The following is a 14,057-nucleotide window of genomic DNA, read 5'->3' on the forward strand; positions in this document are numbered from 1 at the left end:
ACTTTGCAATGATAAAAACGACAGTTTTCAATTTATTTTGAAGAACACAACTAATGGGCAGTCTTCTAAAATGTCGAATACCAAATTAGAAATGTAGAAGTAGTCTACTAAGGTTGCCTGAGGAGTATTGAGTAATGAGTCGTGAGTTTTGCAACAGTTAAGGAAATACTTAGTACCAAATGTCCCTGAAACTTGAAACTTGAAACTTGGAACTTGGAACTTTTAACTTTTCCCTTTCAGGATTTCCTGCAAACGGTACATCTCATCACGCAGACGAGCGGCTTCGATAAAGTCGAGTTCTTTGGCAGCGGCTTCCATTTCCTTCTTGGTTTTGGCAATGGCTTTTTCCAAAGCAGGGGCGCTCATCATAGCCACCACCGGATCGGCAGCCACATCGGCCGGAAGTTCCTCTTGCTGATAAGCCTGCTGCTTATTACTGCGGTATTCGTAGCCAATAATTTCGCGGGTTGCCTTTATAATCGGTTGTGGAGTAATACCATGCTCCTCGTTGAATTTCATCTGTTTCGCACGGCGGTAATTCGTCGAATCGATCGTTTTTCGCATCGAATCGGTAATTTTATCGGCGTACATAATCACCTTCCCGTTCACGTTACGGGCAGCACGACCTGCCGTTTGTGTCAGTGAACGTTCCGAACGCAGGAAGCCTTCTTTGTCGGCATCAATAATGGCAACCAGCGACACCTCGGGCAAGTCCAAACCTTCACGCAGCAGGTTAATACCAACCAACACATTGAATACACCTTTTCGCAGGTCTTCCATAATCTCGATTCGTTCCAGCGTATCGATATCTGAGTGAATGTATCGGGTCTTAATCCCCATATTCAGCAAATATTTACTCAACTCTTCCGACATGCGCTTAGTCAGGGTTGTTACCAATACCCGCTCATTCTGTTCAATGCGCAGGTGGATCTCGTTCATCAAATCATCAATCTGATTTTCCGACGGACGAACCTCAATAACCGGATCCAGCAAGCCTGTTGGACGAATCACCTGCTCGGCCACCACGCCTTCAGAACGCTCCAACTCATAATCGGCGGGCGTAGCACTTACAAACAAAACCTGGTGAACGATACTCTCAAACTCTTCGAACTTAAGCGGACGGTTATCGATCGCCGCCGGTAAGCGGAAACCATACTCCACCAGGTTTACCTTTCGCGAATGGTCGCCACCGTACATGGCCCGAATCTGTGGTACCGTTACGTGACTCTCATCCAGAATAACCAGGAAATCGTCGGGGAAATAGTCCATGAGGCAGAAAGGACGCGAACCCGATTCCCGACCATCGAAATAACGCGAGTAGTTCTCTACACCGGGACAATAACCCAGCTCGCGCATCATTTCCAGGTCGTATTCAACACGCTCCTCAATTCGTTTCGCCTCTAATGGCTTACCAATCTCCCGAAAAAACTCGACCTGTTTCACCAAATCGTCCTGAATCTCCCGAATAGCACCATGCATCCGCTCTTTGGTCGTCACAAATATATTGGCAGGATAGATGATCGCTTCATCCAGTTTCTCAATGGTCGTCCCATCTACCGGATCGAAACTGTAGATCTCCTCAATCTCATCGCCCCAAAATACCAGTCGAAGAGCTTTATCATCATAAGCCAGGAAAATGTCGACCGTATCGCCTTTCACCCGAAAGTTACCCCGTTGAAAGTCGACCTCATTGCGAGAGTACAAGGCATCAACTAATTGATGTAGAACCTGGTTCCGGTTAATCGTTTGTCCAACCTTCACCTCCGTTACGTTAGCGTGAAAGTCCTGCGGGTTACCAATACCATACAGGCAGGAAACCGACGAAACAACCACAACATCACGCCGTCCCGAGAGCAAGGCAGAAGTTGCACTCAAGCGTAATTTTTCAATATCCTGGTTGATCGAAAGATCTTTCTCGATATAAGTATCCGTCGTTGGCAAATAAGCCTCGGGCTGGTAGTAATCGTAATACGAAACAAAATATTCAACAGCATTGTCCGGGAAAAACTGTTTCATCTCGCCGTAAAGCTGAGCTGCCAGGGTTTTGTTATGACTCAGAATTAAAGTGGGGCGCTGCACCTTTTCAATCACATTAGCCATGGTAAAGGTCTTTCCCGAACCAGTTACCCCCAACAAGGTTTGAAAAGGGACACCCTGCTCAATCCCTTCAGCAATTTGCTTGATGGCTGTGGGCTGATCTCCCATTGGTTTGTATGGTGCAACAACTTTTAATTCTTTCATAACACTCCTTTTCTTAGCGGCTCAATTCAAAATAAACCGGAAAGTGATCGGATATACCACCGTAATAGTTTGGACCACCATAAGTCCGGTTGGGCGACACTTCGCCCTTTTGATTGGTATATTCCATCCATTTTTCACGAAAGATGAAGCCGGCTGGTGGTGTAACCTGAAATCCTTTATTGTCCATTAAATTCGAAGAAACAACTAAGTTATCCAGCATATTCCAGTTTCCCCGATAGTTATAAGTACCTTTTCCTGCTTCGGCCAAAGGCATCATCAGGTTAACCAGGGTTGAATCACTTTCGGGACTAGCTGCCCCTAACACAGAACGTAAACTCTTATTGAACGGCTCATCATTCATATCGCCCATAATAACGATGTGAGCTTCCGGTGTTTCAGCTAAAACCTGATCAACTGCTTTTTTCAAAGTTTCGGCAGCAACGACCCTAGCCGGTTCACTTTTTTCCAGTCCTCCGATTCGCGAAGGCCAGTGATTCACAAAAAAGTGAAATTCCTCATTCTTAAACTTCCCCCAAACATGCAAAATATCGCGTGTTGGGAAGCCTGGATCAACATGAATGGCTTCCATTCCACCATATTTGAATTCAGCAGGCCGATAGAGCAAGGCCACATCAATGCCTCGTTTATCCGGGCTTTCCTGGTGTGCGATTCGATATTTCCCCGGTGCAAGAGCATCGGTTTTCACCAAATCTTCTAAAACTTTTTGATTCTCAATTTCGGCTAAGCCAATAATCTCTGGCATGTCGTCCGGACTGATATCCTTCAGCACATGAGCGATATCATCCAATTTTTTCTGATAACGCTCCTGAGTCCATTCCTTTTTGCTATCGGGCAGAAATTCATTGTCGTTTTTTTGCGGATCATCCTCGGTATCGAACAAATTTTCCACATTATAACTAACGACTGTTATCCGATTCGTTTCTTTACTACTTCGGCAGGATACAAACAAGACAACAAGCAAAACAACAAGCCAGTTTTTTTTCATGATTATTGGTTATTTTCCGGTAGTAACTTCGTAATATTTAGTCACATCCACCACCATCATTCCCGCAGTGCGAGCAGCCTGCATACCTAAAATGCCATCTTCAAAAACCTGGCAGCCATTTGGCTCAACCCCCATTTGTTCGGCGCAACGCAAAAATGTTTCAGGATGAGGTTTATAGTTACTTACATCTTCGTAAGCTACAATAATATCGAAATATTTATCCAAATCGATCAGTTCCAGCGTTTTCTTTGCCAATCGTTTCAAGCCGCCTGTTCCCACCGACATTGGAACCTTGCCGTGATATTTCTTAATCACCTCAACCACTGGCTCAATCGGCTGTGCCAGATGCATATTTGCCTCATATTCTTCTTCTTTAGCATCCCCCATCTCGCGTGGATCAATATTGGTTCCAAATAGCTCATTCAGCTTTTCCACAGTTGGGTAAAGCGGAATTCCTGCTAATTGGTCAAACAGCTCGACTGTAAAGTCAATACCGTAACGCGCTGCAGCATTCTTCCACGCAATAAAGTGAATCGGCATCGTATCCGAAATCGTCCCATCCAAATCAAAGATCAACCCCTTTGCTTTCGGATCAATATCAATTATCATAGCTTTGAATTTTAAATTGAAACAGCAAAATTACACAAAACGGATCTAAAGGTGTCATTTTTAACTTTACCAAAAAATTAACACATTTGCCTCAAAAGAACTTCAAATGGATCGTCAACTATTTTTAACCTTAACCACCAGTTCGCAGTGGACCCTTTTTTTAGCCTTAGCAGCTATTATTTTTTCATGGATCGAACGTAAGAAATGGATGCAAATTGCAGGGCAATCCCTGTTTGTTATTTTGGCATTATTCTCCCTTTGGGTAATGAACAGCGGTATTATCATTGTCCCCGAAGTGGCAGCTGATGCTGCGGCACCACCCGAGGCACGCGCGTTGTCTTTCTTCTTAGGATTGAGTATTTGCGGAGCCATTGCGCTAATCGGACTAATTCTTCACCTGATAAAATCGTCGTGGGTAAAAGTCCCCAATCTTGTTTTAGTCCCGGTTGGACTGATGCTCTTTTTTATGGTTTATAATCTACAACGCTTATAAAAACAAAAGCTGCTCCCGAAAAGGAAGCAGCTTTTTATTTGGAAGTACAATTGTTTTATTTTTTAGAATCGAGGCATGCGTTATAAATGCCTTCGAACAATTCTTTGGCATCAGCAGCGGCCATGGCAGAGAATGCCACCCGGATAATATTATTTAGATTGATAATACCAATACTGTATTTCTCAATCAAAATTTTACGAATTATTTCGCCATCCAGACCTTCGGCCAGTTTTACACACATAAAATAGCCTGAATTATACGGCAATGCCGTAAAGCATTCACTATATTTTTCATCATTCAGTGCTTCTTTCACCGCATCGTAGCGCTGTTTCATTATCGCATACTTATCGGCCTTTTGGGCTTTATAAGAAGGATCTTCAAACGCAGCAAACAACAAGGATTGCGAGATATTAGCCGAGTTGGAGATATTACCACGAACAGCACCGGCTGTTTTGGCTTCCATGGCAGTATAAAATTCAGCACAGCCCCCTTTTATACCGTAAGTGATAAAACCAACTCGGAATCCCCACACATAATCTTCTTTAGTCGGTCCGTCGATTTTTACAGCCAATACATTCTCATGCAAATCATTCAGATAAGTAAAAATACTTTGCGTTTCGATACCTTGTTCGTACACTAAGCCAAAGTAAGCGTCGTCGCAAAAAACGACAATCTTATTCCCTTTTTCAGCTGATTCCTTAATAATAGCAGTCATCTGCTCTGCTTCTGCCACTGTTGGTGAATAACCGGTGGGATTATTCGGAAAGTTCAGGATGAGTACTTTTTTACCAATACCATTTTCTTCCAGGCTTGATTTGAAAGCCGCCAAATCCAGGTGATCATCTTCGAATAGCTTGTATTTTTGCAGTTCGGCACCATAGCCATGATTCAGGATCAGGTTATAATTTCCCCAAAATAAATCAGGAACAATTACTTTGTCACCTTCATCCACAAACATATAACCAGCCATACTCACACCATGAGTCAAAGCATTCGTTACAACCGGCAAACTAATCAACTTTTCAGCGAGCCGAGGGTTTTTGTCGTAAATCATGCTTCTCCATTTGGCACGAATATCCGGTCGACCAAAACTTGGTGCATACGGGAAAACCAAAGACGGATCGAGTCCAATCTTACTTTCAAGACTTTCAAGGCGCATAGGCGAGCCATTGTCCTCTACAGCAGCACCAATTGTTGCATTAATGCGTGTTCCCTTTGCATCTGCGGTTTGACCCAGAATACCTTTTTTAGGAAAGAAGACTTTTTTACCACGTTCCGAAAGCATTTCGTAAACTACCGGATTCTTTTCGCGTATGACGATGTTTAACTCTTCAGCTTGAGGATTCATTATCTGTTATTTATATACTTATTTCTGACTTGTTTTTCATTCAGGTTAAAACGGGTGCAAGATATTAAAAAACTTCAACAGAACTTACGCTTATTTATAATTTGAAACTAATATCACTAAAATATCTACAATCTATAACCAGCATAGGATTGATTGTCCTTTCAGCTAACAATTTGTAACTATATAAAATAATTTAACAGTCCGAATAACCTTCATAATAGACGACTGTACAAAAACGATTCTTTTTGTCCTATTAAGTTCAATTCTCCCTACTCTAACTGATCTTTCTCGCGGATAATCAAGAACAAAAATTCGTCCTTCTTTTTACCGCAAAGCGAATCTGTCAGGCAGGCTGTATTGATACTAATTTACAGTAAAAAACCGAATTAAATACAACTTAAGAACATGCGGAATATGCTATTCAACAAGTGGCAAGGTAAAACTCACAACTGTACCCAGTCCTAAGGTACTTTCGATGAAGAATGTTCCCCTGTTTTTTTGAAGGAATTCTTTGGCCAGAATCAGTCCGATTCCGGTACCTGGTTCGTCTAGGCTACCCGATGTTGAAAATGGAACAGACGAATTTGCCCTTAACAAGTTTTCTTCCGACATACCCGATCCCTTGTCCGAAACAGTGATTCGCATATTATCCCCTTCCTCTTCAGCTGCAATTCGAACTTCTCCTCCAGGATTGGAAAACTTGATCGCATTCGATACAAAGATCCGAAGAATGGCACCGGCCATATCAATATCAGCAAAAACTTCCGAATTACTCTTCATCTTCAAAAAGAAGGATAACTTCTTTTCTTCAATCTGCGGATTAAACAACTCCACCACATCCCGATAAATCTTTTCGACTTTAAACGCTTTAGGAGTATAGCTAATAGCTCCGGTTTGCGTTGTCGACCATTTCATTAAATCTCCCAAAAGACGGAAATTCTGCTGCGAGAAGTTAGCCAGGGTTCGGATCAATTCGCGTTTTTGCTTTTCATTCAGCTCATCATATTCATCGTTTAACAAATTGGCAATACCTGCAAAACCACCAAGATGATCACTCAAATTATTCGAGATTAACGACACAAAATGCTCTTTACTTACGGCAAGATTCTTAAAACTCTGTTGGCTTTGAACCAGGGAGGAAGACAGCTTTTCAATGCGCTTATATAAGAATTCAAACGCATATTCGTTCACATAGGCCATTAATGAAACCAAGCCGAAGATAATCCCCAACCGTACTCCATTATCTAAATTATAATGCGGCCACCAAGCCTGCTCGTTAAACAGGATAAAGCCTAATGCATTAACGATAACAAATATGAGTAATAATAGCAGCCCCTTTTTTCGACCAACCAGCAAAATCGTTGGCAGTGGAACCAAAATGGTAAAGTAAAGACCTGTTTGAGCGATCCCTCCGGTTTGAGCAAAGAAGGTGGTGAGAAGCATGATGGTAACAACAAAGAAGGTTGTTACAAAATGTAGCATTCGCTTTTCTTTAAACAAATAATAGAGAATAGCGCTAACCAATAGAGCAAAAGCATTGACCATTAAGAATGTATAATCCCCGGTCAGTGCATTATAAGCTATAAAGCTAACCATGAGTACGAGGAAAAAATAGGAAAATAAATGGAGAAGAAAACTCTTCTTTTTATCCTCAAAATTCTCGTACGAATTTAAATCTGCGTTAGAAACCAGATATAAGAAAAACTGCTTAAATTTCATCACGTGCTGTAAACTCCTTAGTTCTCATAACGAATGTACGGCATTTGTTTGAACCAACAGTCAAGCAACTATAAAATAGTTTAGAATTAATACTCTCCGGAAACGTCGGTTAGTACTTCGTAGCCATCGGGAGTTACCAAAATGGTGTGTTCAAATTGAGCCGAAAGCTTACCATCGCTTGTGCGGGCTGTCCAGCCATCGTATTTATCGACTTTACAGGTTGCTTTACCTTCGTTAATCATTGGCTCAATGGTAAAAGTCATTCCAGGAGCCATAACCGGACCTGAGTTCCGGCGAGCAATATGATCAACCTGTGGCGATTCGTGAAAGTCAACACCAACGCCATGTCCGCAAAATTCGTAAACGACACTAAATTTTTGTGCTTTAGCATAACGGCCAATCACAAAGCCAATGTTTCCGAACTGATTTCCCGGGCGTACTTGTTGAATTCCCAAATCCAGTGAATGTTTAGCTGCATCAACCAATTGCTGAGCTACAGGGCTAATCTCACCAACGGTAAACATTTTGCTGGTGTCGCCGTAGTAACCATCCAGAATGGTTGTGACATCAATATTTAAAATATCTCCGGGCTTCAAAATTGTCTTTTTGCTGGGAATACCATGACAAACAACCTCATTAAGCGATATACAGGAAGATTTTGGATAACCGTGGTATCCCAAAGTCGCAGAGATCGCGCCATTATCCTTTATAAACTGATTGATTAATTTATCTAAATACTCCGTACTCACCCCTTCTTTCACATACTCTGCAATCATAACCAGTGATTGTCCAGCTAGTTGACTACTTTTTCGAATACCTTCAATCTGTTCCGGGGTCTTTATAATAATATCGCTCATGGAAAAAAATTTGCGCAAAAATGGCTATTGCTGATTTATTTTCAAAGCTGAACAATACTTTTGTGCAAAAGTTTAAAAAATTTATGCTGAATTATACGAACTTTACCCAACAACAGACAAACAATTCACTAAATAAGCAAATGTTAATTTTACATTTGGTGGCATAACCAATCGAGCCCTATGGAAAAGTATACAGAAACCATTCCTATTCATTCCTATCAAACCAGTCAGTTTGGAGAAGCAACGATTCCGTCAATTCTCAACTTTATGCTCGAGGCAGCCTGGTCTCATGCTCAAACACTGGATTGGGGATACGACTTGTTACAAAAAAACAATATGTTCTGGGTTCTTTCGCGGTTGTATGTCGAAATTAAAGAGCTCCCGAAATGGCAAGATACAATTACACTTAACACCTGGTCGTCAGGGACCGATGGGATGTATGCCTATCGCGAATTTATTCTGACCAATGAAAAAGGAGAAACCATCCTGACTGGAAACACAGCCTGGTTGATACTGGATATGGAAAGCAAAAAAATAATCATGCTGCGCGACCAAAAGGATACCTTCCCCCGCTATTCGGAACACGGTGTTTGCCGCGAACCGAAACGCTTACGACACAAAGCCGACAAAACAGAGCTAACCTACAAACCTGTCAAATACAGCGACATCGATATCAACCACCATTTTAACAGTGTGAAAGCCTTGGAACGGGTGCTGGACGATTACGGAATTGAGTTTCAAAATGCCTATACTCCGGAAACAATCGAAATCAATTACCTGAAAGAAGGACTTCCGGGCGACCACCTGGCTGTTGTTCGCGATTGGGTGAATGATGAAAAGTACCAATCGACCCTAGTTCGTGAAGACGACGATGCTGAGTTGAGTACCTTCGAAATTGTCTGGAAAAAGAAAGACTAAGCTGAAGGCAACCGGCAAGCCTATAACAAGACAGCCCTTATCCTTTCAGCCACTGCTGTATACGCTCCAGCTTTTCAGGAAGCGGCATATAGCCATCGAGCCAGTGAATGTTTGTTCCCTGCCGCTCCATTCGGCGAAACCAGGTCATTTGTCGCTTCGCAAACTGGTGAATGGCGGTTTCCAGCCCTTTAAACATTTCGTTATATGTCAGCTCACCAACCAGGTGCAGAGTCAGGTATTTATATTCCAGGCCATAGTAAGTTAATTGCTCGGGGGTTAATCCCTTATCAAGCAAGGCCTGCACCTCGTCGAGCATGCCTGCATCAAGGCGTTGCTTCAGCCGTTCGGTAATTCGCTTGCGCCGGTTCAGCCGATCGTACTTCACACCAACCACAAGGCTGTTTATATCAGGCATCGACCGGTCAATCTCCGGATGATCCTTTAAATAGGTTTCAATTTCAATAGCGCGGATAGCTCTTTTCTTGGTTTCAACATCCGTGGTATTGTGCAAATCTTCCTTCAATGCTTTCAATATTTCTGTCAGCTCATCCAAATCTTTTGTTTCCAGCCCGGCACGCAATTCAGGGCTGGGCGGCACCTGGATTAACTTGTAATTTTTCAACACTGCCTCAACATACAAACCGCTACCGCCGCATAACACCGGGAATTTACCACGTTGGCAAACATCGGCATAAGCTTTCAGAAAATCCTGCTGGTACTCGTAGACATTATACTCGTAACCGGCATCCTTAATATCAATCAGGTGATAAGGAATTTGTTGTCCGTCGATCTCGTAATCTTCATAATCCTTACCGGTTCCCAGATCCATGCCCCGGTACACCTGCCGTGAATCTCCGGAAATAACCTCCCCGTCAAGCAGTTGTGCGGCATGAGTTGCAACAGTTGTTTTTCCGGAAGCCGTGGGGCCAACAATAGCGAGCATCTGATATTTTGTGTCGGACATAAGGTTTGAATTTTGAGATTTGCAAAATAATGTATTTTTGTAACGCAAATAAACAAATATGGATTTTAAAGCACAATTCACCTGGCTCTTTCACGAATCGTGGTCGCTGTTGAGCGAGCCCAAAAAGTTTTGGAAGAATAAGCTGTCAGAAGGTTTTACAAGCTCGGTAATCGGCCCGTTTTTCTTGCCCCTGGTGGTGTTGGTTGGCCTTTCGGTTGTTCTTGGTGAAATATTCTGGAACGAAGAATTGCTCTGGTCGTATGCCCTGTTGAAAGGAGCACGCGAGTCAGTGAGTTACTTGTTGCAGTTTTATGCAGCCGTTTACATCCTGTTTCGTTTATTGCAAAACTATAAAGGATCGGAAAACAAAAAATGCGTCGAAAATGTACTGGCCTATTCACTGTTACCCTTCCTTATTGCATCGACCATCACCGGTTTATTCCCCGGTCTGTATGTGCTGGGCATCGTCGGACTGTATGGTTTCTATTTGTTTATAACCGGAGCTCAAACCTGCCTCGAAATCCCCAAAGATCATCAAGCCAGGTTTATTATTTTAGCAATTTTACTGATTGTTCTCATTTTCGGAACAATCAACGTAATTAGTTGGAAACTTTTTCAGGCATTCTTCCCCTATGGCGCATAAATCAGCAAACGTAAATATTAAAAACAAACGGGCTTATTTCGAATACGAAATCCTCGAGAAGTTTGTAGCCGGTCTGCAATTGGTGGGTACCGAAATTAAATCGATCCGCAACAGCAAAGCCAGCATTGTTGAAGCTTACTGCCGTTTCCAGGGCAAGGAGCTGTGGGTGGTTAATATGAACATTTCGGAATACGACTTCGGCAACATCAATAATCATGCTGCCCGCCGCGACCGCAAGTTACTGCTGAACAAGAAGGAACTCGAAAAGATGCAGAAAAAGATCAAGGAAAGTGGGTTCACCATTGTTCCGCTGAAATTATTTGTGAACGACCGCGGACTGGCGAAGCTTGAAATAGGTTTGGCTCGAGGTAAGAAACTACACGATAAACGTGAAAGCCTGAAACAGAAAGATGCCAAACGCGATATCGATCGCGCCATGAAATATTAATCTGCCCTTTGGAATAGCCTTACTGCCATCCGGAATAATCCTTATTCTCAAAGTCAGAAACAATATTCTTTAGAGAATATCTATCATGCGACATGGAATGATCCTTCAGCCATGTGGAATCATAGATATCCCCAATATCAGCGGAACTATTACATAGAGAATATCGATGATTCCAACGGGAATTACTTTGCTGCTCTCTGGAATTAGGGTTCTGCGCAAAGGAAATTACCCCATTCTTGTGTCTATTGTCCCTAAGGTACAATTTCCATGCGATCCATCGTGATGATATCCTCACCACGGTAGCGTAACAGCAGATTAGCCACAGCCAGCGTATCTTTTTCACAATAACGAATTATCCGGTCGATATCGTTTTCCTTATAAAACACCTCGGCCACCTGGCTGCCATCAATATCGTCTTTTGGTGTCGGAATATCGAATGCCGCACACAACACACTTAGCGAAGTGTAGTTTTTGTAATCGCCAAACTTCCAAAGCTGAAGGGTGTCCATGAGTTTATCTTTCACATCCCAGGGTTTCATGCCGGCAATATTCAGTATTCGCGGCAGACGCAGCCGATTAATAAGTGTGCGGCGTGCAATATACGGGTAGTCAAACTCCTGCCCATTGTGAGCACACAAACATTTACCAGGATGCGAGGTAAAGCGCTCCAGCATATTATTGAAATCAGCCAGCAATTTTTTTTCATCATCGTCATAAAACGACTTCACCCGGTAGTAGCGCTCACCATTCTTCTGAACAATGAAGCCTACAGAAATGCAGATGATCCGACCAAATTCAGCATAAATTCCGGCACGTTCGTATACATCACCCGGCGTTTGCTCCTCGTTTCTGAAGAAAGTCGATTTCTTTTCCCAAAGCTCCTGAAACTTCTCGGGAACATCGGCAAAGTCGGGATACTGGGGCACCGTTTCGATATCCAGAAACAGCACGTCTTCAATATTCAGATTGTAAAGCATGGATTTATAAGATTTGTTTGATGAAGTTGGTTAAAATGCGGATCGCCACCTCGTTGTTTCCGCCCTCGGGTACAATAATATCGGCAAAGCGCTTGGTCGGTTCAATAAATTGAAGATGACTTGGGCGAACAGTTTCCTCGTAGCGTTTCAGCGTGTCCTGAACATCGCGCCCCCGTTCCACAATATCGCGCTGAATAACCCGAGACAGACGCAGGTCCGAGTCGCAATCCACAAACACTTTAATGTCCATCAGTTTGCGCAGGCTGGCATTCGAAAGAACCAATATACCTTCAATAATCACCACCGGTTTGGGTTGAATCGTTGTCGTTTCATTGGAACGGGTGCAGGTAAGATACGAATAATGTGGTTCCTCAACCGAATGCCCTTTCTTCAATTCTTCGATATGCTTATTCAGCAAGCTGAACTCAATTGAGTCCGGGTGGTCAAAATTCAGTAGCTGCCGCTCTTCCAGTGTCAGGTGACTATTATCTTTATAATATGAATCCTGCGACAGCACGGCCACCTCATCGTCCGAAAACTGCCCCGCAATTTTATTAACCACAGTCGTTTTCCCCGAACCGGTTCCGCCAGCAATTCCAATAATGATCATATTAAAGCTATTTTGATTACCAAAGATAGGTCATGCATTTATATTTTAGTTAACGTTAGCCGCGCTTTATGGTAGCTTAGTTTGAAAGTATTAAATTCGCAGCGAAATTAATCACATAAAAGAGACACACTCATGATTAATCACGTTGTACTTTTCAAATTCAAAGCCTTTCCGGCTGACGAAAAACAAACCAAACTAGACCAACTAAAAACCGCTCTGCTTGGACTCCAAGGAAAAATCGCTGAACTGAAACACATGGAAGTGGGAAGCAACTACGAGCTCGATGCCAAATCGTACGACCTGTGCCTGATTTCGCATTTCGAAAGCGTTGCCGATCTGAAAGTGTATGCTGTTCATCCTGAACACCTGAAAGTACTGGAACTCGTAAAAGAGTTTACCGAACTTCGGGCTGCTGTCGATTTCGAATTTTAGATCATTCATATTTTAATACCTATCCATGCAGAACCTTTATCCATTAAAGTTTAAACCACGCTACTACGACAAAATCTGGGGCGGACAGAAATTGAAAACTGCCCTGAACAAAGACTTTGGCAAGCTGCCAAATTGTGGCGAAAGTTGGGAATTATCGGGCGTATCCGGTAACATTTCCGAAGTAAGCAACGGTTTTTTGGCCGGCAACAACCTGGAAGAGCTCATTGAAGTGTACATGGGTGACCTGGTTGGCGACAAAGTGTTTGACCGTTTTAGCGTTGAGTTTCCACTATTGATTAAATTTATTGATGCCAACGACGACCTGTCGGTGCAAGTGCACCCCAACGACGAAATGGCCAAAGAACGCCACGGGGCTTACGGCAAAACCGAGATGTGGTACGTGCTGCAAGCCGACAAAGGCGCTAAACTGAATTGTGGTTTCAACCAGCCAATTACAAAGGAAACTTATTTGCAGAAGCTGGAAAACAAAGAAATCATGGACGTGCTGAACTTTGTCGAGGTTGATCCGGGTGATGTTTTCTTTATGCCGGCGGGCCGTGTTCACGCCATTGGCAAAGGCATTATGGTTGCCGAGATTCAGCAAACATCCGACGTTACCTACCGTATTTACGATTACGATCGTGTTGATGCTAACGGTAAAGGACGTGAGCTGCACACCGAGTTGGCTTTGGACGCCATCGACTTCACCTATCACGAAAGCTACAAAACAGAGTACAAGGCAGAAAAAAACGAGCGCACCGAAGTTGTAAAATGTGACTACTTCAATACCGG

At 42.9% G+C, this 14,057-nt stretch carries 15 protein-coding genes; 6 read left to right on the forward strand and 9 right to left on the reverse strand.

What is annotated here, in order from left to right; translation table 11 throughout:
• Positions 1-222 precede the first annotated feature (222 nt).
• The 3 genes from uvrB to AC37HE_RS09125 are packed head-to-tail and all read right to left on the reverse strand — an operon-like array spanning position 223 to position 3,856.
• Positions 223-2,241, reverse strand: a complete 2,019-nt coding sequence (gene uvrB / locus AC37HE_RS09115) for an excinuclease ABC subunit UvrB (protein WP_500782520.1) — start codon at positions 2,239-2,241, stop codon at positions 223-225.
• A 13-nt stretch (positions 2,242-2,254) separates the two neighbouring features.
• Positions 2,255-3,247 carry an endonuclease/exonuclease/phosphatase family protein gene (locus tag AC37HE_RS09120; protein ID WP_500782521.1) on the reverse strand — a complete coding sequence of 331 codons (993 nt, stop codon included), beginning with the start codon at positions 3,245-3,247 and terminating at the stop codon, positions 2,255-2,257.
• A gap of 9 nt (positions 3,248-3,256) precedes the next feature.
• Positions 3,257-3,856, reverse strand: coding sequence for an HAD family hydrolase (locus AC37HE_RS09125; protein ID WP_500782522.1), 600 nt, complete (start codon positions 3,854-3,856; stop codon positions 3,257-3,259).
• A gap of 106 nt (positions 3,857-3,962) precedes the next feature.
• On the opposite strand from AC37HE_RS09125, the gene AC37HE_RS09130 reads away from it, so the two are divergent.
• The gene (locus AC37HE_RS09130) at positions 3,963-4,349 is read left to right on the forward strand and encodes a hypothetical protein (RefSeq protein WP_500782523.1); all 387 of its coding nucleotides are present in this window, start codon (positions 3,963-3,965) and stop codon (positions 4,347-4,349) included.
• Positions 4,350-4,404: 55 nt separating this feature from the next.
• Here the strand turns inward: AC37HE_RS09130 and AC37HE_RS09135 are convergent, their stop codons facing one another.
• The 3 genes from AC37HE_RS09135 to map all read right to left on the reverse strand — a co-directional run bounded on the left by AC37HE_RS09135 (position 4,405) and on the right by map (position 8,273).
• Complete coding sequence (locus tag AC37HE_RS09135) at positions 4,405-5,697, reverse strand: aminotransferase class I/II-fold pyridoxal phosphate-dependent enzyme (protein ID WP_500782524.1); 1,293 nt, start codon at positions 5,695-5,697, stop codon at positions 4,405-4,407.
• A gap of 417 nt (positions 5,698-6,114) precedes the next feature.
• Positions 6,115-7,416, reverse strand: a complete 1,302-nt coding sequence (locus tag AC37HE_RS09140; protein WP_500782525.1) for a sensor histidine kinase — start codon at positions 7,414-7,416, stop codon at positions 6,115-6,117.
• Between the two features lie 86 nt (positions 7,417-7,502).
• Positions 7,503-8,273 (reverse strand): type I methionyl aminopeptidase, encoded by a 771-nt coding sequence (gene map / locus AC37HE_RS09145; RefSeq protein WP_500782526.1) that lies wholly within the window; start codon positions 8,271-8,273, stop codon positions 7,503-7,505.
• A 180-nt stretch (positions 8,274-8,453) separates the two neighbouring features.
• On the opposite strand from map, the gene AC37HE_RS09150 reads away from it, so the two are divergent.
• Complete coding sequence (locus tag AC37HE_RS09150) at positions 8,454-9,191, forward strand: acyl-[acyl-carrier-protein] thioesterase (RefSeq protein WP_500782527.1); 738 nt, start codon at positions 8,454-8,456, stop codon at positions 9,189-9,191.
• Between the two features lie 37 nt (positions 9,192-9,228).
• On the opposite strand, the gene miaA is transcribed toward AC37HE_RS09150, so the two are convergent.
• Complete coding sequence (gene miaA, locus AC37HE_RS09155; protein ID WP_500782528.1) at positions 9,229-10,155, reverse strand: tRNA (adenosine(37)-N6)-dimethylallyltransferase MiaA; 927 nt, start codon at positions 10,153-10,155, stop codon at positions 9,229-9,231.
• 58 nt (positions 10,156-10,213) lie between these two features.
• On the opposite strand from miaA, the gene AC37HE_RS09160 reads away from it, so the two are divergent.
• Entirely contained in the window at positions 10,214-10,798 is a 585-nt protein-coding gene (locus tag AC37HE_RS09160) for a YIP1 family protein (protein ID WP_500782529.1), read from the forward strand.
• Complete coding sequence (smpB, locus tag AC37HE_RS09165) at positions 10,788-11,246, forward strand: SsrA-binding protein SmpB (RefSeq protein ID WP_500782530.1); 459 nt, start codon at positions 10,788-10,790, stop codon at positions 11,244-11,246. The genes AC37HE_RS09160 and smpB overlap by 11 nt, the downstream gene beginning before the upstream one ends.
• Positions 11,247-11,497: 251 nt before the next feature.
• On the opposite strand, the gene AC37HE_RS09170 is transcribed toward smpB, so the two are convergent.
• Together AC37HE_RS09170 and udk are read right to left on the reverse strand one after the other, a co-directional pair.
• The gene (locus AC37HE_RS09170; RefSeq protein WP_500782531.1) at positions 11,498-12,223 is read right to left on the reverse strand and encodes a ribonuclease H-like domain-containing protein; all 726 of its coding nucleotides are present in this window, start codon (positions 12,221-12,223) and stop codon (positions 11,498-11,500) included.
• A gap of 4 nt (positions 12,224-12,227) precedes the next feature.
• The gene (gene udk, locus AC37HE_RS09175) at positions 12,228-12,833 is read right to left on the reverse strand and encodes a uridine kinase (RefSeq protein WP_500782532.1); all 606 of its coding nucleotides are present in this window, start codon (positions 12,831-12,833) and stop codon (positions 12,228-12,230) included.
• A gap of 132 nt (positions 12,834-12,965) precedes the next feature.
• Between udk and AC37HE_RS09180 the strand changes: the two genes are divergently transcribed.
• On the forward strand, positions 12,966-13,265 hold the full coding sequence (locus tag AC37HE_RS09180; RefSeq protein WP_500782533.1) for a Dabb family protein: 300 nt from the start codon (positions 12,966-12,968) through the stop codon (positions 13,263-13,265).
• Positions 13,266-13,290: 25 nt separating this feature from the next.
• The coding region (locus tag AC37HE_RS09185) for a type I phosphomannose isomerase catalytic subunit (protein ID WP_500782534.1) at positions 13,291-14,057 on the forward strand (767 nt) is incomplete at its 3' end.

It is taken from the genome of Mangrovibacterium sp. (genome assembly GCF_059905295.1).